This window comes from Tildeniella sp., assembly GCF_059505325.1.
Window position 1 is genome coordinate 40801 of record NZ_JCACKI010000030.1, and the last position, 21382, is coordinate 62182.

The window sequence follows — 21382 nt, forward strand, 5'->3', positions numbered from 1 at the left end:
TCATATAATAAAGTCTCATCGACGAGGATCAAAGGCTCGTTGGGGAGGATAAGAGAAACCGGGTTTTTGGATATATCTTGAAGGGGCGATCGCAGCACTTCGTAGAGAAACCCGGTTTCTGGAGGCTGGGTCTATTGCTGCATGATCGATCGCAACCCCTCAAGGTTTTCACGAATTCTTACTGTACTGGGATGGGTTGCCCCTAGTTGCCGCTCTACAATGTCTAGCGCCTGCACGTAAAGCGGTTCGGCTTCGCTGTATTGCTCCTGAGATGTGTAGAGTTTTGCTAGGTTGTTGAGATTAGTTGCCACATTGGGATGGTCTTCACCCATCAGGTGTTTACTCATCTCCAGCGCCTGCACGTAAAAGAGTTCGGCTTCGCTATACCGCCCCTGCAATGTGTAGAGATACGCCAAGTTGTTGAGGCGAGTTGCTACAACCGGATGGTCTTCACCTAGCAGGCGTTTATCCATGTCCAGCGCCTGCACGTAAAAGAGTTCGGCTTCGCTGTAACGTCCCTGCGACGTATAAAGCATTGCTAAGTTGTTAAGATCAGTTGCCACATCGGGATGTTCCTCACCCAGCAGGCGTTTCCTCGTTGCTAGCGCTTGCATGTGCAGCGGTTCGGCTTCGCTATATCGTCCCTGAGATGTGTAGAGCACTGCTAAGTTATTGAGACTTTGTGCCACATCAGGATGAGCGTCACTTAGCAGTCGCTTTCTCATTTCCAGCGCCTGCACATACAACGGCTCTGCCTCACTGATACGTCCCTGCGATTGATAGAGGGATGCTAGGTTGTTGAGACCGATTGCCACATCAGGATGTTCCTCACCCACCAGATGTTTGTCCATTTCGAGTGCTTGCAGGGACAGCGGTTCTGCCTCGCTGTATCGCCCCTGAGTACGATAAAGTAGTGCTAAATTGTTAAGACTGTTTGCCACATCGGAATGGTCTTCACCTAGCAGTCGCTTTCTCATTTCCAGCGCCTGCACGTACAGTAGTTCGGCTTCGCTGTAACGTCCCTGGTTGTCATAAAGCCTACCTAGCCAGTTCAAGCTGTTTGCCAGATCGGTTTCCTGACCAAGCTGTGTTTGCAAATCAGCGGCTCTGCGAAAGTAGTCAACTGCCTGCGCCGCTTCCTGCTGATAATCCTGTGCCTCGCCTCGTTTCAACCGATTAAAGTAGACTTCTCCCATCTGGCTATATAGCGTTGCCAGCAGCGGGTCTTTGGGCTGTCGTGCTTCCGTCTGAGCAATCAGCGCCTTCAAATCTTCCAGGGGCAGCAGATAATCATCGTCAGTGGGTAAGTCAAACCCTTCTAGGACAGGACGGATTGCTTCAATCTCGCTGCTTCGTACGGCACCTGTTTTTTTAGAGGTGAAGCGAAACACCCCTTTACGCCAGCTCCAGAAGTCGGGGGCATGGCGGGCAAGTTGTGCCAAAAGCTGGTGTGTCACCCAGAGGACAATGGGAAAGTGAAAGTCGCGCAGTGCTTCCCGCGTCCACTGGAGGTAGCCGAAGAAGATTTCCTGCTCGGAGCGCTCTTCGCCCAGCTTGAGGAAGAAGAGTTGCTCAGCTCCGGTGATGGTGACAACTGCTCTACCACCATTGCGAAGATACTCGTCTTCCTGCACCTTATTTCTAATCGTCTGTGTGAGGCTGGGCTCGCCGCGAAGGATGGGTAGATGATAGTGGCGGATGTCGGGAGCGAGTTCGGCTTCGTAGCGGCTGATAATCTCGTCGCGCAGGCGGCTATCATCGCAGACAGCAAGCAGCAGGCTCAAGGTGCCTTCACCCGCTTCTATGCTGACGATCAACTCTTCGTAAGCATCCTCGTTTTGCTGATCGGGGTCTACCCGGTTTGCGGTGGACATGAATTGACCTTCCTTGCCGTTGCTAGACGCTTGCTCCCCTCTGATCTCCTCTTTCAAAAGCTACCGTGTAGACACAAGTCCCACGTATCCGATCCTTGGGGGGCAGCCCCCCAAACCCCCCGAATTCAGGGGACGGTTGCGTCCCCCGAACCCCCTCCAAAAGGGGTTATTAGTAAGAAGTGGAAGAGCGCTTCGCATTGCAGAGGAGCATAGAGATTGTGTTCTGCCGTATCGTGTAAATTAATTATTGCTACCCACCTCAACACTCTTGTTCGAGGGGTGTGGGGGAGTTAGGACCCCACGTAGCGGGGGCACGGGGGGAAGTCCCCCGGTAAGATTTGCCAACGAAGCTCGATATACACATGCGATCGTTTTGTCATTTAAATCAACCCCCGATCGCTCAACAACTCAACGACGATCGGATGCACGTCATACCAGGCTTTGCGGTTGCGGTACTCCAGCACGTGCAGCCCATGCAACAAGTCTAGAAACTCTTTCTGAGTGGGGTCATCGGGCATTAACTCGTTGTAGACTGCTTGCAAAATACCGTAATCGGCTTTGCCCAACTGCAAGGCAAAATCATTGCGGAGGTTGTTGACGGCTTCATCCAGAATCGCTGGCTTGATTGTGATGTCCTGACGCTCGACCGTGTTGTCTCGGCTCTCCCGCCGAATTTGCAGCAGACACAGCCGACAGCATCCGGTCGCAATTCTCATCAGCTCTCGCAATACGCCACCGCTATAAAAAACGAGCCTTTCAGCAACCTGTCGATCGAGTAAATGGGCAGGAATGCGCTTATGCAGAATGGCACACAAGATGTCTAAAACCTCTGGGTTGAGTGGGGCATTGGGCTGGTGTACCTCTTCTTTCGGCAGCAGCTTCAGCACGGGCATCCGGATGATGCGATCGTTCATCTCTGACTGAATCATGGGCAGGATTTCCTTATCCCGCAGTGCCGCGATTGGAATCGTATAGATGATATGAAACCCCGGTAGACACAGTGCTTTGATGTTGTCTTTGAAGATGGGCTTGACCACCGCTAAGTCGAGCTTATCCAGGTCATCAATGATGACGACGATCGTCTCTTTCTTTGCCGCTGTCCGAATGGTTGCCGCGATCGTATTCAGTTGCCCCACCAGTTCCGAGGCGTTGCGTTCAAACTTCTGCTTGATTTCTTTGCGTGTACTCGCATTGGTGAGCAGTTTGAGTTCAATCAGTTTGAGTAAATTCAAGCCGAAGGATGCCTCTCCTTTGACTTCTTTCACATCGGTTTGAGTTTGTTCGGCAAACCACCGATACAGCGCGTCCTGAGTCGCTTGAGAGATGGGAATCGGCGGCTGGCTTGTTTCGGCAAACCGCATGAGCTTCACCGCGATCGCAAACAGAATGTTCACATGGTCAATATCAGAGTTTTCGACCGTATCCGCGATGGAAAACATCACAACTACATAGCGATCGTTCAGCACAGGACTCCGGCTCAGGGTCGCTAACAGCGTCGATTTACCGCAGCCCCGGTGCCCCGAAAAAATCACCTTACTGTCAGCCGTGTCGCTATCCTCAATTAGTTGTTCCAGTTCCGCAAGGATGTTGCCGCTGTAGTCCACCCGAAACCGATCCAGATCTTTTTGATCGAGCAGTGGTCCCAGTTCGAGGTTGCGGTATGCGGTTTGAAACTCGGTAAGCAGTGATTCAGCCATGACCAACGTTAGAACGAACTACGCTTATCATCGTTCATGCTTCAGAGGGTATCGCATTTTGTTCACGAACAACGTAGCCGTAGGATGAGCAAAAGGGCTTGTCTGTGCCCATTGCTGTGGGTCATCGTGCGTGGGCTTGCAAGGCTTTGCCCACCGTACTTTGGTTGGTTTGCAAAAGTCGTCGTAGGATGAGCAAAAGGGCTTGTCTGTGTCCATTGCTGGGAGTCATCGTGCGTGGGCACGCAAGGCTTTGACCACCCTACGTTGGTTGGTTTGCAAAAGTCGTCGTAGGATGAGCAAAAGGGCTTGTCTGTGCCCATTGCTGGGAGTCATCGTGCGTGGGTACGCAAGGCTTTGCCCACCCTACGTTGGTTGGTTTGCAAAAGTCGTCGTAGGAGGGGCAAAAGGGCTTGTGTGTGCCCATTGCTGGGAGTTATCGTGCGTGGGCACGCAAGGCTTTGCCCACCCTACGTTGGTTGGTTGTTGTCTAGAGGGCATCATCGATGAAACAGTGTCATGCTTGAATAACAGTTACGTTTGAAGCCACGCTGTGGCTATTGGGAGCAGCGGTATTTCCTACCTTTAGCAGGCGGTTCCCACTACCGCAGGACAGACGCAACGCGGGCGATCGCTCCCTACAGTAGAGATGTGTCCACTTTAGAGAGCGACAGTTCAGTCATGGCTACTCACGATAACGACGGTTTCAACGTCTTCCTTGGTATGGCGCGACAAACGTCGCAGGCGATCGCCGATACACTAAAGGATGCTTCGACAGCTGCGGGAGAAACGTTTGGGAACTCGTTGCATCACTTTGTGGCGCAAGGGACAGAGACGGTTGGTAAAGTCGTGACACCGATCGCTACAAGCCCATTCATCAAATTTGCAACTAAGGTTCCTGGTGTGAGCTGGCTGATGGCAGCGTTGGGGCAAGTGGATGTCGATGCCGTTCAGCGTGATGTGGCAGAATTGCGACTGAAGTATCCGCTCGATCGTGATGATGAGCTGGCGCAGCGAGTCATTGCAGACACAGCCTGGAAAGCGGCTGGGATCGGGTTAGCAACAAACTTTATTCCGCCCCTCGCGCTGATGCTGTTTGCCGTTGACTTTGGCGCGATCGCGGCACTACAGGCTGAGATGATCTATCGCATTGCGACGATCTACGGCTTTTCGTCGATCGACCCTACACGGCGTGGTGAGGTGCTGACACTGTGGGGCTTGTCGATGGGAGGCTCCGAAGCGGTTAAAGTGGGACTGAGCGTTGTTGAATTAGTGCCTGTCTTAGGAGCAGCCGTGGGTAGTGCGGGTAACGCGGCGATTCTGTATGGTCTTGGTGCCGCTGCCTGTCGCTTTTATGAGGCAAAGCGGCGATCGATGTCAGAAGTCTGAGCGGTCTGACAAGGCAGAGGGCAGAAGGCAGAGGGCAGGAGGGGCACAGTTTTCCTCCTGCCTTTTGCTTTAAAACCTCAGAACTTTGCCGCACTCAACCGAGAACCGCTATATCACCTTGAGACGCAGCGATATCTTCCCATAGAGAAACCCGGTTTCTGTACCAGAACACCGATAGAATAGAATGCTCTCTCGCATTGACCAGGATGAGTTGGTTCTCTAATGCCTGACACTCGATGGCGCTTTGCAACGCATTCTCTAGTTCTGTTCTGTCTTTGTTGCTTGCTGGCAATCAGTTGTCAGCGTTCCACGCCCGTCTTGCAATCGCCAACCAGTGGCAGTGGACGCATTACACTCGGCACGACCGCTACCATCAACACGCTTGATCCGGCAGATGCCTACGGTACGTTTCCCAGCAGTTTGCTCTATAACCTGAGCGATCGCCTCTACACCTATAAACTTGGCACCACTGAGCTAGAACCTCAACTGGCAACGGCGTTACCAACGGTCAGCGCGAACGGTTTAACGTATACGATGCCTTTGCGACAGGGCGTTGTGTTTCACGATGGCACCCCCTTTAACGCGAAAGCAATGGCGTTTTCTCTGGAGCGCTTCATTCAAAACGGAGGTGCGCCGTCATCTCTACTGTCAAGCTTGGTGGATACCGTTAAGCCCACGACTGACGATGAGTTGACCATTACGCTGAAAAAGCCCTTTGCAGCCTTTCCGTCTCTGTTGGCGTTCTCAGGTGCGTGCGCTGTATCGCCTCAAGCGTACGAAATTAAACCAGGCTCGTTCAAACCAGAGACATTGGTGGGGACTGGACCTTACAAGCTCGTGACCTACGGCACCGATTTGCTGCGGTTCGATGCCTTTGAGCAGTACTGGGGTAAAAAGCCTGCGAACAAAGGCGTTGATATTCAGTTCTTCTCCAGTCCGGCAAATCTGTACAATGCTTTCCGTACAGGCGCAGTTGATGTCGCGTACCAGAGCCTTGCGTTGGATCAGGTGCGAAATTTACAGCAAGGCGCGGCGACAGGTGGTTGGCAGGTGTTTGAGCAAGCGGGCAGCGGGATTGATTATCTGACGCTCAATCTCAAATCGCCACCGCTGGATCAGCTTGAAGTGCGACAGGCGATCGCCGCCGTCATGGATCGTCCACTGCTACAAAGCCGCATTTTTCTAGGACAAATTGATCCGCTTTATAGCCTGATCCCCACGACGCTGGCAGAACAAAAGCCTGTCTTTAAAAACCCTTACGGCGATAGCGATCGCGCCAAAGCTACTGCGTTTCTCACCAAAGCAGGTTACTCCGCCACCAAGCCACTCAAGGTTGAGTTCTGGTATCGATCGAATGTCATTAATGATCAACTTGCTGCTATTACTTTACGAGCTGCTGCAAAGAAACGGCTTGGTGGACTGATGCAGATTGACCTCAAAAGTATTGAATCGACGACAGCCTACAAGAATCTGGACAAGGGCGTTTACCCCATGTTTTTGCTAGATTGGACACCCGATTTTCTCGATTCTGACAACTACATACAGCCGTTTCTAGAATGCACGCAAGGCTCTGCTGCCGCTGGTTGTACCGAAGGCTCAAGTGCGCTACAGGGATCGTTTTACTATAGCGATCGCGCCAACCAACTGATTGACCAGAGTCGTAAAGCCCAAAACCCTACCACGCGCAAACAACTCTTCGCTGAGCTTCAGGATTTGCTTGCCCAAGATGTGCCGTTCATTCCCCTCTGGCAAAATAAAGACTACTTGTTTGTTCAGAAATGGATTCAAGGAGCCAGCCTGGAAGTCACGCAAAAGGTGCCGTTTTGGACGCTTCGGAAAGCTTAAGCCTCTGCTGAGAGCTGATTCGTCAAAGAGGCTGATGCCAGACTCAGTGAAGCTTTATGGAGCATAGCTATCCCGTCAACCAAAAAGTGGTACGCAAAACATGTGCCCTTAATAAAGGATCAGCAGAAAATTCGTGAAAAATCGTAGGATGAGTGTCACTAGCGAATCTCTTAGCCTTGCTTACTGACAGTCCACACAACGATTCAGTCACCTGACTACGCTGCTGCCGTCATGAATAATCTCAACCCGATCGTGCCCAATCAGATATTGATTTTGTTTGCTCATCCAGCCCTGGAAAAGTCACGGGTGAACCGACGGCTGATTCAGGCTGTGCAAGGGTTGGAGTCTGTGCTGATCCACGACTTGTATGAGGTCTACCCCAACTTTCAGATCAACGTTAAAGCAGAGCAAGACCTTCTCCTGGCGCACGATATCATCGTTTTTCATCATCCGTTTTACTGGTACAGCAGTCCAGCGATTCTCAAGGAGTGGCAGGATCTGGTGCTAGAACATGGCTTCGCCTACGGGGAGGGCGGTACGGCACTACAAGGTAAAAAGTTTCTCACTGCGATTACGACGGGTGGTGACAAGAAAGCCTACTGTCAGGAAGGCTATAACCGCTTTACGATTCGGGAACTGCTGGTACCGTTTGAGCAAACAGCGCGTCTCTGCGGGATGGAGTATCTGCCGCCCTTTGTGGTGCAGGGCACTCATAGCCTGCAAGAACGCCATCAAATTGACCAACATGCAGCCGACTACCGCGCTATCATCACGGCGCTGCGTGACGACACCATTCATTGGGAGCAGTTACGGCAAGTGAATCACTGGAATCTCAACCTCGATCGAGTGCTGAAACTGCCGGAGGTACCACACCATGCATAACGAGGGTTTCTTCTTTCAGGCGTTTGTGTATCTGGTAGCGGCGGTGGCATCGGTGCCGATCGCCAAACGCTTGGGACTCGGTTCCGTGCTGGGCTACCTGATTGCAGGCGTAATTATTGGTCCCTTTGCCTTAAAGTTTGTCGGTGGTGGCGAAGGCGAGGATGTCATGCACTTCGCTGAATTTGGCGTGGTCATGATGCTGTTTTTGGTGGGCTTGGAACTGCAACCCTCACTGCTCTGGCGCTTGCGTGTTCCGATTTTGGGCTTAGGTGGCTTGCAAGTGTTGGTGACAGCGCTAGTGATAGCGGCGATCGGTCTCCTGGCAAAACTCCCCTGGCAAACGGCACTGGCAGTGGGTTTGATTCTGGCACAGTCGTCAACGGCGATCGTTCTGCAAACCCTGAACGAAAAAGGGTTAACGAAAACGCAAGCCGGACAGTCTGCCTTTTCGGTGCTGCTGTTTCAAGATATTGCTGTGATCCCCATCCTGGCATTCTTGCCGCTGCTGGCGATGCCGATCGCCTCGGCAATGGCAAGCAGTGACCTTATCTTTGTAGCGGCAGAAGCGGAAGCTCAGAGCGCAGCGTTACCCGCATGGCAACAAGCGCTGCTGGTTATCGGCACTGTGGGCGGCATCATTTTGGGGGGACAGTTTCTCACGCGTCCCATCTTTCGCATCATTGCCAAAACGCAGCAGCGAGAGATTTTTACAGCTATGGCGTTGCTGCTAGTGGTTGGTATTGCACTGGCGATGCAGCAGGTGGGTCTGTCGCCTGCACTGGGCACCTTTGTAGCAGGGGTGGTGCTGGCGGAGAACGAGTATCGTCACGAGTTGGAAAGCGATATCGAACCCTTTAAGGGTTTGCTGCTGGGACTCTTCTTTATCTCGGTGGGAGCCAGTATCAACTTTAATTTGCTCATGCAGCAACCGTTGTTGATTTTGGGTTTGGTGCTTGCGTTGGCGATCGTCAAATTCACCGTTCTGGTCGGTCTGGGGAGGATCTTTCGGCTGGATCTGAGTCAAAGTTTACTGTTTGGCTGCGCGCTGGCACAAGGCGGCGAGTTTGGCTTCGTGCTGTTCTCCTTTGCGACTCAAAATAAGGTGCTTACTGACGATGTAGCGGGACCGTTGGTCGTAGCAGTAGCGCTTTCAATGGCACTGACCCCGTTGATTATGATCATCAACGATCGGCTCATTCAACCGCGCTTTATCGCTGCCGAAATCGAAGAAGAAGCCGATGAAATTGATGACAACGAGAACCCTGTCATCATCGCTGGCTTTGGGCGCTTTGGGCAAATTGTGGGTCGGTTGCTGATTGCCAACGGCTTTAACGCGACCGTCCTGGATCACAGCCCCACTCAAATCGATCTGCTGCGCCGCTTTGGCTTTAAGGTTTTTTACGGGGATGCATCCCGAATTGATTTGCTTCATGCCGCTGGGGCACGACAGGCAAGGCTTTTTGTGGTTGCGATTGACGATCGCGAACGATCGCTCCACATCGTTGAACTTGTGCAGAAGCACTTCCCTCATCTGAAGATCTTGGCACGTGCGATCGATCGCCGTCATGCCTATGAGTTCATTCAACGCGGCGTAGAAGTGGTACAGCGCGAAACCTTTGACTCTGCACTAGCAATGGGAGAAGAAACCCTCAAACTCCTGGGGATTCGTGCTTATAAAGCGCATCGCTCTACCCGCATCTTTAAAGAGCATGATGAGGAAGCCCTCTGGGAGATGGCAAACCTGAAAGACGATACCGTCCGGTTGGCACGATCGCAGCAGCTCAGGCGAGATCTTGAACGCGTGCTGCAAGCAGACGATGAGGAAATGACTCAGGATGTCGATCGTGCATGGGATACCTCTGCACTAAGGAAAGAAACGTGATTGAGTTGAAACGTTGTTGGTTGTTAGTTGTTAGAAGGAGTCAGAAGAAAAACTTCCCCTACTCCCGACTCCCGACTCCCGACTCTCCACTCCCCACTCCCCACTCCCCACTCCCCACTCCCATGCCTGATGCTGCCGTCTCCTGGCAAATCCAACCGATCGTCGCTCTGCCAGAGTGGTTTGTGCAGGCTGTAGACCCATATACGCCAACACTGCCTGAGCCGTACGTGGCTCAGCTACTGTGGCAACGCGGTATCCAAGACCGGGAAACATTGGCGAGTTTTCTCAAGGCTGACTATTATCAACCTGCCAGCCCTTTTGCGTTTGGGCAGGAGATGCAGTGGGCAGTAGAGCGGTTGCAGCAGGCACGCAGGCACGAGGAGACGATCGCTATTTGGGGTGATTTTGATGCCGATGGCGTAACGGCAACGGCAGTGCTGTGGGATGGGTTAGGGCAATTTTTTGTCCCGCAGCAAACGCTATTTTACTACATACCCAATCGTCTGACCGAATCACACGGACTGTCACAACAGGGCATTGAGACACTTCATGCCAAGGGTTGTCGCTTAATCGTGACGTGCGATACAGGCAGCACTAATCTGACCGAAATTGAGTACGCTCGCAGCTTGGGTATGGATGTGATTGTGACCGATCACCATACATTGCCAGAAACGCGTCCGCCCGTCACTGCCATCATTAATCCTCGCGCATTGGCTGCTGACCATCCTTTAGCAACCCTTTCTGGTGTAGCGGTCGCTTACAAACTGGTGGAGGCACTGTACGAAACGCTGCCAGCAGTGCCGCAAAAACCGCTGGAGGCATTGCTCGATTTGGTGGCGATCGGTCTCATTGCCGATCTGGTGGAACTCAAAGGTGACTGCCGCTATCTCGCACAACGCGGTATTGAACAATTGCAAAAGCAGGCAGATCCGGTAACAGCAACGCGACCAGGGCTTTCTAGGCTACTGGCATTGTGTAAACGCAGCGGCGATCGACCCACTGATATTTCCTTTGGTCTCGGTCCGCGCATTAACGCCGTCAGTCGCATTCAGGGAGATGCCCACTTCTGCGTCGAACTGCTCACCAGTCAGGATGTCACCCTCTGCAATCACCTCGCAGAAGCAACGGAACTGGCAAATACCCGCCGCAAGGCACTGCAAAAAGAAGTGGTGCAGCAAGTCAAAGCCCGACTCACTCAAATCGACCTCTCTACTACCAGCGTTATCGTGCTCGCCGATGAACAGTGGCAAATTGGCGTTTTGGGGCTGGTTGCAGGGCAAATTGCTCAGGAGTATGGGCGACCGACGATTTTGCTGAATACGGAGTTAGCGGTCAGCGGTCAGCAGTCAGCGGTCAGCGGTCAGCAGTCAGCGGTCAGCGGTCAGGAGCAACACTTAGAAGTCACCAGTCCTCCTGCCCTCATTGCTTCCCCTGCTCCCTTTGCTTCCCCTGCCTCCCTTGCTTCCCCTGCCTCCCTTGCTTCCCCTCTCGCTCGTGGTTCAGCGCGATCGGTCAACCACATCGACCTCTACCAACTGGTAAAAGATCAGGCGCATTTGCTGCATCGCTTTGGTGGGCATCCCTACGCAGCAGGGTTAAGTTTGCCTGTGGACAACATTTCGCTTTTTACAGAGGCGCTTAATCAGCAGGCGCGGCAATTGGGTGAACTGGCGCATCCAGCAGTGAAAGCTGATTTAACGGTAACAGTAGCCACTCTGGGAAAAGAGCTGTTTCAGGCGTTGAAGCTGTTGGAACCTTGTGGAATGGGTAATCCAGTGCCTAAGCTGTTTCTTCAGAATTGCTGGTTTGAACGGGTGCGGAATGAGAACATTAAAGACTGGAAGGGTGGCAAAGTCCGTTATATCAAAACTGAATTTGAGCTTTGGGATGATTCGACTGAGCAGGGCTTTCCGGGTCTCTGGTGGGAGCATTATCAAGATGAGGTGCCGAAGGGCAGGTGTGACGCGATCGTCGAGCTGGATTTCAATGCCTACCAGAAACGCTACGAAGTCCGCCTCATTGCTGTGCGTCCTTGTGAGGCAACGTCGCAGTCTGCATCTAGTCTTGCGGGGACGTGGATGCTTGATTGGCGAGGCTTGGGTGATGCTATGGCGGAAGACGAGGAACCGCAGAGACGCAGAGACGCAGAGACTGCTCCTACTGCCTACTCCTCACCCCTCTCTTCTCTCTCCTCACCTCTTATCCTCCGCCAGTGCCCGACAAGCTGGGCTGATTTGCAGGTGTGGTTTCGTCGTGCGGTGCAGGAGCAACGATCGCTGGCGATCGCGTACCCGATGCCAGCTTACATTGACCCACACGAACTTTGGCAACAACTGGTCGGCATTGCCAAATACCTGAGCCGCACAGGGCAAGCTGCTACTCGCACACAGTTGTTAGATAAGTTAGGCATTGGCGATCGCCCCCTGAAACTAGGCTGCCAAACATTGGCGTACCTGGGCTTTACTGTCCGCCATGCCGACCATGCGTTTCAAATGACGTGGCAGGAGCCGCTTCAGTTGCACACAGATGAGCTGACGGCAGCCGTGGAGCAGTTTGCGATCGCGGTCAACGAAGAACACTTTCGTCGCCACTATTTTTATCAACTGCCTCTGGCAACCATGCAGGCGATCGCCGCTCAAACGATCGTCGGTGAAAGTTAATCGTCGGTGAATAGTTAAAACGTTGCAGTGCCAAACGTCGAAAGTGATGGCAAGATGACTTAACTCTAGACATTAAAGCAGGGACAATGGACGACAGACTTGCGGTGATGCTCGATCGGCTAAAGGCATGGAAACCAGGGCAGAGGCTTTTCCCTCGTACACTTCAAACTCAACACTTAGTGCCTCAGAAAAAGCGCTTTGCTCGACAGCTTTCCACTTTGGGATTGAGCGTTGTACTCAGCCTGCTTGCAGGACGTGTTCAGGCATTACCGGGACAAACGCCTGACGAGGCAGTGGTTTGGATTCAAGCAAACCCGACGCTGCGCCCTGTTCGTGGCGAAAAGCTGCTGGTACGTAAAAGTGACACGCCTGCTCAACGCTTCACGTTTTCGGCATCCCTGTTGCAAGTTGGCAGAGCTTCATCGGGGGCAACGGGTGGCATCATTCGCACCGAAGAAACCTCGTTTTTCGATCTGCAAAATGGCGTGAGTCGCGATCGCCTGCAAGAATCCCTGCGCGTTATCTACGGACCCACTGTTTACCAGGATTATGCTCAGGCAAAAACGCTCTACGCCTATCCCACACAGAAAACCCTTGACCAGGCAGTCAATCGTGATGCGCCCCTGCTGGCAGCGCTGCAAGGAGAAGTCCGCGAGGGCGATCGCTATGCCTACTGGCTCGAAGTTGCCCGACAGCCAAACGGCTTTGCCTACACGGGCAAAATTACCGTTTTTCTAAGAGACGACCTACCAAAGCTAGAAGCCGAACTACGCAATCGATGAAGGGAGAAAGTTGTGAGTTCTAAGTCGCTTAGCTTTTTTAAAGCCTTTCCTAAAAACTAACAACCAACAACTAATAACGCTTGACTACCCCTGCCACGTTCCGACAAAAATACTTCTTACGGCTGCGGCAATGCGACTCAGGTCTTCATCCAGCAGCGGGGGCCAGTCAACTCCGACTCGCTGACCGTTTTCAAACTCTTGCCGACTGTCACTTGCTAAAAGGTGCAGAGCACACGCCAAGTCTCGCTCAAACTCAGGACTTTCTCGCAATGACTCGAAGACAACCTTCAGCGCCAGCAAAATCGATGTCACCTGTCCAGGAATGGGAGGCTGTCCCTGCATCAGGCGAGTGAGTAGTGCATCTGGATTTTGTGCTGTCGCCATCCCTTGATTGACTAACAAACTCCGCGCTGTTTGGTAATCCACAGGCAAAAAGTGAACAAAAGTGTTGCTTTATGACTGTAACCCAGCACGGTCAGAAATTGACTGCATGAAACGTATCGATCGCCGATCGAACGTCAACTCGATCGCCAATGTGGATTAGACGCTCACTGCTACGGGTTCGGCAAACCAGCGTCCGGTTGCTTTACCAATCACCGAAAGTTCTTGCATGAGGCGATCGAATCGCTCTGGTGTAAGCGATTGCGGTCCGTCAGACAACGCTTTCTTCGGGTTTGGGTGAACTTCAATCATCAGCGAATCAGTGCCTGCCGCGATCGCCGCCATTGCCATCGACGGCACATATTCCGATCGTCCGGTGCCGTGGCTGGGATCAATCATGATCGGCAGGTGAGTGAGCGATCGGAGTACTGGGATGACCGACAAATCCAGTGTGTTCCGTGCGTACTTATTGTCAAACGTGCGAATACCCCGCTCACACAAGATCACATTCGGGTTTCCGGCTGCAAGAATATATTCTGCTGCCATGAGCCATTCTTCGATCGTGGCTGACATGCCGCGCTTCAGTAAAACAGGTTTATCTTGAGCGCCGACCTTCTTCAGCAGCGAGAAATTGTGCATATTGCGGGCACCAATCTGGATGACATCAGCAACACCTCCCACCAGCTCTAGATCCGCTGCATCCATCAGTTCGGTAATAATGCCCAAACCAGTCGCTTCCCGTGCCGCAGCCAATAAACCGAGCGCACTTTCGCCATGTCCCTGAAACGCATAGGGTGATGTGCGCGGTTTGAATGCGCCGCCACGTAAAAACTGTGCGCCTGCGGCTTTCACTCGACGTGCCGTCTCGACGATCATAGCTTCATCTTCAACTGAGCAGGGACCCGCCACAACAACGAGGGGATGACCTTCACCGAAAGCGATCGCGCCATTGGGCGTGGGCACAATCACTTCACTCGCTTCGCCATGACGATATTCCCGACTGGTACGCTTGTACGGCTTCTCGACTCGCAGGACTTGCTCAATCCAGGGGCTGGCTTCCTGAATCTGGAGCGGATCCATATCAACCGTATCGCCCACCAGACCGATGACGACCTTGTGCTTCCCAACAATCTTCTCTGAATTCAGATTCCAGCTAGAGAACTCCTCAGTGAGCCGGGTAATTTCGGCTTCTGGAGCGCCAATCTTCATAACGACAATCATGGGTGTATCCCTGCTGCTGAGTGAATAGAGGAGGACGAAAGTTTGGACGATCGCGCCTGTCAAACGTAACCAAACGCATCATTGGCATGAGCCAGCCATCCGATCGCTCTGTTGCGGTCTGGTTCAGGTAGAAGGGGGAGACTCATCTTTAGCAGCCCTCCAGGAGTCTCGCAGTCGCCCAAAGTTGAGCTTGAATTCATCCCAGCCTAACCAACTCCCTACCCGCTCTTCATCCCAGGAGGCAGAGAGAGGACCGTAGCTCAACCCCAGCACACCCAAACCAAAAAAGCCCAGACTGACCAGAAGCACAGCCACTGTAGGCGGTTTGAATAAGTCGTTTGCAATGGCAACATAGCTAACCACAAAGGTAAGCAGCGCACAAACGGTCGGAACACCACAAAATTTCGCCGCCCGACTGACCATACGGCGGTTAACGACTTCGGGGATGGGCGAGGCATTCGATCGCTTATCTATAGCCTTAGCTGGCGATGCCACGCTCTTCGCTACCGCACTTTGATTACTTGGAGGAGCTTGCTTGGCTGGCTTGCGACTCGCTTGAGCGGGTTCAAAGGGTAGCCGAGATGGCTCTGCTCCCTCTCCATGAGTGGAAGCAGCGTTATTCTGAGCTTTTTTCTTCTTCGCAGTCATAGACAAACCTGCCCTTGTTTAGCTGCGAATCGGTTAGCCGCGAATACCCAACCGTGTGATGAGCGCCCGGTAACGAGCATTATCCTGCTTTTGAATGTAGGACAAAAGGCTCTTTCTCAAGCCAATCATGCGCAGCAGCCCTTTACGGGACGCATGGTCTTTTTTGTTGGTCTTGAGGTGTTCGCTGAGGCGGTTGATACGCTCGGTCAGCATAGCAACCTGGACATCCGAAGAGCCAGTATCGGTTTCATGAACCTGGTAGTCGGAAATCAGTTCTTGTTTACGCTGTTGCAGCAGAGGCATGTCTCGTACGTCTTCCTGGTTGATATAGAGTCGCAGTCACTGATCTTACCATAGCCGTTTCGTTGATTGGTCAAGTTTGTTCAGTCGCCACAAAGAACTGTGAGAAAGAGGCAGGAGGCAGAGGGAGCAGAGGGGGCAGGGGAGGCAGAGGGGACAGGAGGGGGCAGGGGAGGCAGAGGGGGCAGAGGAGGCAGAGGGCAGAGGGCAGGAGGCGGAGGGCAGGAGGCAGAAGGCAGGAGGCGGAGGGCAGAAGGCGAAAAGGGTTGTAACGTCTTGCTATCGGAACGCTTCTTAAGGCTAAGGGGGGTTGGCGTTTGGAAGAAAGCTGACCGCTGACCGCTAACTGCTGACCGCTAACACTTATGCCTGCCAGACCAAGACTTTGGCTTCAAACGGACCAAGGTCGATCGCTAGACGACGATCGCTGACCTCGACATCATAGTTACCTGTCCACTCGTGCCAGGTGCCATCTGCGGGAAGGTCAGCCACTTCATAACCGCCCAAAAACTGGTCAGAGAAATTAGCAACGACCACGACACGAGAGCCTTCATCGTTCCAGCGGGTGTAGGCAAGCACTTTACCCTCTGGGTTTTCGTGGAAAAACTCAATATTTTCGGTGTAGAGCGCGTGGTTTTCCTTCCGCAGATTGATCAAGCCCTTGTAGGACTCCAACAACCCTTTGTTCAAATCGCCATCTAGCAGCCTCCAGTCAATTTTTGCTTGGTCGATCGTCTTGTACTTGTATTCGCCAAATTCTTCGCCCATCCAGATCAGCGGCACACCCATTGCGGTCATGAGTAGGGCAACGCCGAGCTTCACGCGACGAAAGGCTTCCTCACCCAAAATTTCGCGATCGCCTAATTCAGCCATGACGTGATTGTGATCATGGTTGGTCAGGTAATTCACGATATTCGTTGCGCCCATAAAGCCCTGACGCTTGGCATCCAGCACATCTTTCAGCCGCTCAAGGTCAAACGTGTCTCCACAGATGTGCTCCAGGATGCAATGGTAAAAGCTGTCGTGCCAGCAGCCATCCATTGGACCATCCACATTCGTAATGCTGGTGGCTTCGGGGATGTGTTCCGCTACGGTATAAAAAGGCTTGTCACCAGCGCTCTGTTTCGCTTCTCCCACAATCCAGTGCATGAAGTCGTAGTTGGCAATCTGGCGTGCGGCATCAAAGCGAATGCCGTCAATGTGGTATTCCTCCACCCAGTAGCGCACGGCATCGCCAGAAAAGCGCCGCGCAGGGTACGTTTTCAGGTTTTCGTCGTAGTGTTCGTAGTTGAACTCTGGTCCCCAGTTGTTGTCGGGATCGCGGGGTTCGTGGTGATACCAATAGTCGTGATCAATCTGGGTCAGCGGACAGGAGGCTTCGGAATGGTTGTAGATGCCATCCATGAGAATGCGAATGCCTCTGGCGTGACATGCATCAACGAGCTTCTTTAAGTCTCTACTGGCACCGTAGCTGGTTTCGGAGGCAAAGAAGTGACGTGGATTATAGCCCCAACTGTAGCTGCCAGGATATTCCTTAATGGGCATAAGTTCGATCGCGTTAATGCCCAACTCACATAAATAATCCAGCTTCTCAACTACATGCTTGTACTGTCCCCGCGCCTTCTTGTCATTCTCACCGCCCGAAAAGTCGGCGACGTGAAGCTCGTAAATTACTAATTCGTGGTCAGCGGGTAGGGGATTCTTGTCATGTTTCCAAACATAGGTGTCAACGATGCGCTCACCGCCTTTAATGCGAACAATGCCGTTCTCCTCGCTGCTGGTGCCATCGATATCTGTCGCGTACGGATCGGTCACATCCACCCATTGATCCGGTTCAAAAAACCAGCTTTTGGAGCGCACTCGAAATTTGTATTGATGAACCCCGTCTTCCAGATCAACATTGACTCGAAAGGAGCCATCCTTACCCTTCGTCATCGCGATCGCGTTCCAGTCAGAAAAGGAGCCAATCAACGCAGCTTCATTGTTGTAGGGTGCAAATAAGCTGAACTCAATAGAACTTGTCATAACACTCCTCTAAGCTACGGCTGCAAAAACTAATAATTGGGAGTATTCTGTGACCCACAGGAACAGAGCCGCATCTTGCAAAGGGCATAATATTGATTGCTTCCTACGTCTGACACGAACAACGCTGATGGTTGACCTTCCGCCGCTAACGACTGAAACAATCTGGGCAATTCTCAATGAAACGCTGGAGGATGCGACGGTCAATCAACTGGTGTGGCACCATCTCGGCTACCGCCTTGACGCAGACGATCGCTGGAACACGGCTGCCGTTGCACCCGAATGGCAAGCCGCCTATCCTGAACCGCCCGATTTCATTGCCAGCCGTCCGGCAACAGTGAAACTAACGCGATCGATTCCAGCCGAGGACAAACAGCTACTGAAAGAGAAACTGGGGTTCCAAGGGTATAAAGTCAACGAGCTAGTGCCCCGTAAAACACGACGAGCGACGATCGCCAGTTGGCTGCTCAGCTACATGCGTCAGACAGGTATTGAGTTTTAGGAGCGGTCAGCGGTCAGCGGTCAGCGGTCAGCTTTCTTCTAAACGCCAACCCCCCTTAGCCTTAAGAAGCGTTCCGATAGCAAGACGTTACAACCCTTTTCGCCTCCTGCCCTCTGCCTCCCCTGCTCCCTCTTGCCTCCCCTGCTCCCTCTGCCTCCCCTGCCTCCTGCCTTCTGCCCCCTGCCTCCTCCCCCATGACCACCAACCCCTACGCCTGGATCGATGATGCTCTTGCGACGATTCATCGGGCAGGCTGGTATCGATCGGTGCAAACGATTCAGGGACGTGCTGGTGCGGTGGTCGAGATGGATGGGCAACGCGTCATCAACTTTGCCAGTAACGACTATTTGGGTTTGGCTGGGGACGATCGCTTAATTCAAGCCGCGATCGCCGCTACACAGAAGTACGGCACGGGCAGCACAGGCTCACGGTTAGTCAGTGGGCATCGAGACATTCACCAGCAGTTGGAACGGGCGATCGCGGCATTGAAGCAAACCGAAGACGCGCTGGTGTTTAGCTCTGGCTATCTTGCCAATTTGGGGACGGTCAGCGCTCTGGTGGGCAAACGTGATCTCATCTTGTCCGACCAATACAATCACTCCAGCCTTGTGAATGGTGCTATTTTGAGCGGTGCGACGGTTCTAAAGTACGCGCATTGTGATGCCGCAGAGTTGCAACAGCATTTGGAACAGCACCGCGATCGCTACCGTCGCTGTTTGCTACTGACTGACAGCGTGTTCAGTATGGATGGCGACCTGTGTCCATTGCCCGAACTTTTAGCCTTAGCAGAGACGTTTGATGCCATGCTGCTGGTGGATGAGGCACACGCTACAGGCGTTTTAGGGGGAACAGGTGCAGGCTGTGTCGAACACTTCGGCTGCACGGGCAGCACCCTCATTCAGGTAGGCACGCTTAGCAAGGCGTTGGGCAGTCTGGGCGGCTATGTCGCGGGTTCAGCAACGCTCATCGATTACCTGCGAAACCGATCGGCTGGCTGGATTTACACGACAGCGCTCTCTCCAGCCGATACTGCCGCTGCACTGACAGCGATCGCGATCGCCCAACAAGAACCGCAACGCCGTACCCAACTTTGGCAAAACGTCACGGCACTCAAGCAGGCATTAACCCAGAAGTTTGTAGCCAGCCCAAATGTAGACCTCAAACTCCTACCGTCCGAGTCTCCTATTCTAAGTTTGCAGGTTGGCAGTCCTGCGATCGCGCTTCATCTGGCGACAGCTTTACGACAAGCGGGCTTTTTTGCACCAGCCATCCGCCCACCCACCGTACCAACTAGCCGTCTTCGCCTGACCCTCATGGCAACCCACGACAAGACTCACATCGACCCGTTCATCACAGCTCTGAGCGATAATGTTACCCTTATTTGAATCGATGCCTGGATCGCTTATGTCGCAGAAAAATGAAACTCCAGCGCTAGTGTTGGCACTCCTGCTCACAGTTGGGTTATTGGGCGCTGGGTTTTGGTGGTTCATGCCAAAAGCAGGTGTCAAGCTTGAGCCTCAGTTTGCAAGCAAGGAGCCTCAGGTGCCCAGGGAAGCTGTGTCTATTGAGGATCGCATCAGTCAGGGCGAACGTAACTTAGCTTCGAACGAAATCAAAACTGATAAGCCCGCCTTTGCACTGGCGAAACAGGCAGGTGTAAGGGCGATGGCTGCGAAGCAATACAGTGAAGCGACTGCACGGTTTGAATCAGCCCTGCAAGCGGCGCGCAATGCACCCGAAACATTGATTTACTTGAATAATGCTCGTATCGGTAACAACCGTTCTTATGCGATCGCGGTAGCCGTACCCCTTGGCAGTGATCCCAACGGCAGCTTAGAAATTTTGCGCGGGGTGGCTCAGGCGCAGCAAGAACTGAACGGCGCGATCGGGAGTCAGTCGGTTCCACTCAAGGTTGTCATCACCAATGACGACAACAACCCTGATATAGCGAAACAAATTGCGAATGCATTGGTACAAAATCCTGATGTTTTGGGCGTGGTGGGTCATTATGCCAGTGATGTCACCTTGGCAGCGGGAAGCGTCTATAACGCGGGTGGGTTGGTGAGCATTTCACCCATTAGCTCCACTGTAAAACTGTCTGGTTTCGGCAAGTACACCTTTCGGACGGTGCCGAGCGACTATGTTGCCGCCAGAGCGCTGGCAGACTATGCCGTCAAACGCTTGCAGCAGAAAAAAGCAGCCGTGTTTTTCAACTCTCAAAGTGCTTACAGCCAGTCGTTGAAGGCAGAATTTGTCACGGCGATCGCCCTTTCGGGTGGGCAAGTATCCGATGAATTTGATCTGTCGGCTCCCACTTTCAGCGCGGCACAGGCAGTTGACCAGGCGCTCAAGCAAGACGACAAACTGCTGATGCTAGCCGCAAATACAGGCACGCTCGACCAGGCACTTCAGGTCGTGCAGGTTAATCAACGTCGCCTGAGCCTTTTAGGAGGGGATGATGTCTATGCACCGAAAACCTTAGAGGTTGGTGGACAACCAGCAGAAGGAATGGTGCTGGCAGTGCCGTGGCATATTGACGGCAATCTTAAGTCCTCCTTTCCAAGGCAATCGCGCCAACTGTGGGGTGGCGATGTGAACTGGCGCACTGCCACTGCCTATGATGCAACGAAAGCACTCGCTGCCGCGATCGCCCGTGATCCCACTCGTGCAGGCGTGCAGCAAGCACTTGCATCACCCGCTTTTGTGGCAACAGGGGCATCAGAACCAGTGCGGTTTTTGCCATCGGGCGATCGCAATGTCGGCATTCAACTCGTGAAAGTGTCCCCTGGCAAGCGCTTTGGATCAGGCATCGATTTTGTCCCCGTTGCCTGGTGAGAACCTGAGTAGGGGGACAAAATCGCCCTCTAAACTTAAACGATTTACCCTCAACACTCGAAGCTTGCACCTCAAAGCTCGAAGCTTGCTGTTTTAAGTAGGAACTTTGCTGTTTCAAACCGGAACGATCGCACTCAAAGCTCGAAGTTTGCTGTTTCAAGCAGAAACGATCGCATTTCAAATCAGAACGATCGCACTTGAAGTAGAAAGGTTGCTGTTTGAAATAGGAGCGATCGCATCTGAAGTAGGAACGATCGCACTCTGACCTCGAACGATTGTATCTAAAGTAGGAAAGTTGCTGTTTCAAGCCGGAACGATCGCACTTCAAGTCAGAACTTTGCTGTTTCAAACCGGAACGATTCCTTTCCTGCGGAACGCGATGCGAACGGAACGCTGCGCGAACGCACTTGAAACCGGAACGATTCCTTTCCTGCGGAACGCGATGCGAACGGAACGCTGCGCGAA

General features: G+C 52.9%; 17 protein-coding genes. 10 read left to right on the forward strand and 7 right to left on the reverse strand.

Annotation, left to right across the window (positions count from 1 at the left end):
- Positions 1-131 precede the first annotated feature (131 nt).
- Together AC5JO6_RS12275 and AC5JO6_RS12280 are read right to left on the reverse strand one after the other, a co-directional pair.
- A complete protein-coding gene (locus AC5JO6_RS12275) occupies positions 132-1874 on the reverse strand; it encodes a tetratricopeptide repeat protein (protein ID WP_496081349.1) in 1743 nt (580 codons plus the stop codon).
- Positions 1875-2254: 380 nt separating this feature from the next.
- Positions 2255-3571, reverse strand: coding sequence for a P-loop NTPase fold protein (locus AC5JO6_RS12280; RefSeq protein ID WP_496081350.1), 1317 nt, complete (start codon positions 3569-3571; stop codon positions 2255-2257).
- 537 nt (positions 3572-4108) lie between these two features.
- Here AC5JO6_RS12280 and AC5JO6_RS12285 point away from each other — a divergent pair.
- The 6 genes from AC5JO6_RS12285 to AC5JO6_RS12310 all read left to right on the forward strand — a co-directional run bounded on the left by AC5JO6_RS12285 (position 4109) and on the right by AC5JO6_RS12310 (position 13008).
- Positions 4109-4957 carry an EcsC family protein gene (locus AC5JO6_RS12285; protein WP_496081351.1) on the forward strand — a complete coding sequence of 283 codons (849 nt, stop codon included), beginning with the start codon at positions 4109-4111 and terminating at the stop codon, positions 4955-4957.
- A 222-nt stretch (positions 4958-5179) separates the two neighbouring features.
- Entirely contained in the window at positions 5180-6802 is a 1623-nt protein-coding gene (locus AC5JO6_RS12290) for an ABC transporter substrate-binding protein (protein WP_496081352.1), read from the forward strand.
- A 231-nt stretch (positions 6803-7033) separates the two neighbouring features.
- Positions 7034-7684 carry a glutathione-regulated potassium-efflux system oxidoreductase KefF gene (kefF, locus tag AC5JO6_RS12295; RefSeq protein WP_496081353.1) on the forward strand — a complete coding sequence of 217 codons (651 nt, stop codon included), beginning with the start codon at positions 7034-7036 and terminating at the stop codon, positions 7682-7684.
- Positions 7677-9566, forward strand: a complete 1890-nt coding sequence (kefC, locus tag AC5JO6_RS12300; RefSeq protein WP_496081354.1) for a glutathione-regulated potassium-efflux system protein KefC — start codon at positions 7677-7679, stop codon at positions 9564-9566. Before kefF ends, kefC begins: the two co-directional genes overlap by 8 nt.
- Before the next feature lie 122 nt (positions 9567-9688).
- On the forward strand, positions 9689-12226 hold the full coding sequence (locus tag AC5JO6_RS12305; protein ID WP_496081372.1) for a single-stranded-DNA-specific exonuclease RecJ: 2538 nt from the start codon (positions 9689-9691) through the stop codon (positions 12224-12226).
- Between the two features lie 86 nt (positions 12227-12312).
- Positions 12313-13008 carry a hypothetical protein gene (locus tag AC5JO6_RS12310; RefSeq protein WP_496081355.1) on the forward strand — a complete coding sequence of 232 codons (696 nt, stop codon included), beginning with the start codon at positions 12313-12315 and terminating at the stop codon, positions 13006-13008.
- A gap of 84 nt (positions 13009-13092) precedes the next feature.
- On the opposite strand, the gene AC5JO6_RS12315 is transcribed toward AC5JO6_RS12310, so the two are convergent.
- The 5 genes from AC5JO6_RS12315 to AC5JO6_RS12335 all read right to left on the reverse strand — a co-directional run bounded on the left by AC5JO6_RS12315 (position 13093) and on the right by AC5JO6_RS12335 (position 17583).
- Entirely contained in the window at positions 13093-13434 is a 342-nt protein-coding gene (locus AC5JO6_RS12315) for a Dethiobiotin synthetase (protein WP_496081356.1), read from the reverse strand.
- A gap of 114 nt (positions 13435-13548) precedes the next feature.
- Positions 13549-14610, reverse strand: a complete 1062-nt coding sequence (gene aroF, locus AC5JO6_RS12320) for a 3-deoxy-7-phosphoheptulonate synthase (protein ID WP_496081357.1) — start codon at positions 14608-14610, stop codon at positions 13549-13551.
- 123 nt (positions 14611-14733) lie between these two features.
- Positions 14734-15258 carry a PAM68 family protein gene (locus AC5JO6_RS12325; protein WP_496081358.1) on the reverse strand — a complete coding sequence of 175 codons (525 nt, stop codon included), beginning with the start codon at positions 15256-15258 and terminating at the stop codon, positions 14734-14736.
- 33 nt (positions 15259-15291) lie between these two features.
- Positions 15292-15561, reverse strand: a complete 270-nt coding sequence (gene rpsO, locus AC5JO6_RS12330) for a 30S ribosomal protein S15 (RefSeq protein WP_496081359.1) — start codon at positions 15559-15561, stop codon at positions 15292-15294.
- Positions 15562-15921: 360 nt separating this feature from the next.
- The gene (locus AC5JO6_RS12335; protein WP_496081360.1) at positions 15922-17583 is read right to left on the reverse strand and encodes an alpha-amylase family glycosyl hydrolase; all 1662 of its coding nucleotides are present in this window, start codon (positions 17581-17583) and stop codon (positions 15922-15924) included.
- A gap of 127 nt (positions 17584-17710) precedes the next feature.
- Here AC5JO6_RS12335 and AC5JO6_RS12340 point away from each other — a divergent pair, with 127 nt between their 5' ends.
- The 4 genes from AC5JO6_RS12340 to AC5JO6_RS12355 all read left to right on the forward strand — a co-directional run bounded on the left by AC5JO6_RS12340 (position 17711) and on the right by AC5JO6_RS12355 (position 21182).
- A complete protein-coding gene (locus AC5JO6_RS12340) occupies positions 17711-18082 on the forward strand; it encodes a DUF1823 family protein (RefSeq protein WP_496081361.1) in 372 nt (123 codons plus the stop codon).
- A gap of 194 nt (positions 18083-18276) precedes the next feature.
- Positions 18277-19467: an 8-amino-7-oxononanoate synthase gene (gene bioF, locus AC5JO6_RS12345; protein ID WP_496081362.1), complete on the forward strand. Its 1191-nt coding sequence runs from the start codon at positions 18277-18279 to the stop codon at positions 19465-19467.
- A gap of 19 nt (positions 19468-19486) precedes the next feature.
- Entirely contained in the window at positions 19487-20917 is a 1431-nt protein-coding gene (locus AC5JO6_RS12350) for an ABC transporter substrate-binding protein (protein ID WP_496081373.1), read from the forward strand.
- A 106-nt stretch (positions 20918-21023) separates the two neighbouring features.
- Entirely contained in the window at positions 21024-21182 is a 159-nt protein-coding gene (locus tag AC5JO6_RS12355) for a hypothetical protein (protein ID WP_496081363.1), read from the forward strand.
- The last annotated feature ends 200 nt before the right edge of the window (positions 21183-21382 follow it).

Bases quoted from the DNA above. Each gene is read 5' to 3' on its own strand.
- AC5JO6_RS12335 (WP_496081360.1), bottom strand. From the start codon at position 17,583: ATGACAAGTTCTATTGAGTTCAGCTTATTTGCACCCTACAACAATGAA.
- AC5JO6_RS12290 (WP_496081352.1), top strand. From the start codon at position 5,180: ATGCCTGACACTCGATGGCGCTTTGCAACGCATTCTCTAGTTCTGTTC.
- kefC (WP_496081354.1), top strand. From the start codon at position 7,677: ATGCATAACGAGGGTTTCTTCTTTCAGGCGTTTGTGTATCTGGTAGCG.
- AC5JO6_RS12305 (WP_496081372.1), top strand. From the start codon at position 9,689: ATGCCTGATGCTGCCGTCTCCTGGCAAATCCAACCGATCGTCGCTCTG.
- aroF (WP_496081357.1), bottom strand. From the start codon at position 14,610: ATGATTGTCGTTATGAAGATTGGCGCTCCAGAAGCCGAAATTACCCGG.
- AC5JO6_RS12310 (WP_496081355.1), top strand. From the start codon at position 12,313: ATGGACGACAGACTTGCGGTGATGCTCGATCGGCTAAAGGCATGGAAA.
- AC5JO6_RS12325 (WP_496081358.1), bottom strand. From the start codon at position 15,258: ATGACTGCGAAGAAGAAAAAAGCTCAGAATAACGCTGCTTCCACTCAT.
- AC5JO6_RS12350 (WP_496081373.1), top strand. From the start codon at position 19,487: ATGTCGCAGAAAAATGAAACTCCAGCGCTAGTGTTGGCACTCCTGCTC.
- bioF (WP_496081362.1), top strand. From the start codon at position 18,277: ATGACCACCAACCCCTACGCCTGGATCGATGATGCTCTTGCGACGATT.
- AC5JO6_RS12280 (WP_496081350.1), bottom strand. From the start codon at position 3,571: ATGGCTGAATCACTGCTTACCGAGTTTCAAACCGCATACCGCAACCTC.
- kefF (WP_496081353.1), top strand. From the start codon at position 7,034: ATGAATAATCTCAACCCGATCGTGCCCAATCAGATATTGATTTTGTTT.
- AC5JO6_RS12275 (WP_496081349.1), bottom strand. From the start codon at position 1,874: ATGTCCACCGCAAACCGGGTAGACCCCGATCAGCAAAACGAGGATGCT.
- rpsO (WP_496081359.1), bottom strand. From the start codon at position 15,561: ATGCCTCTGCTGCAACAGCGTAAACAAGAACTGATTTCCGACTACCAG.
- AC5JO6_RS12340 (WP_496081361.1), top strand. From the start codon at position 17,711: ATGGTTGACCTTCCGCCGCTAACGACTGAAACAATCTGGGCAATTCTC.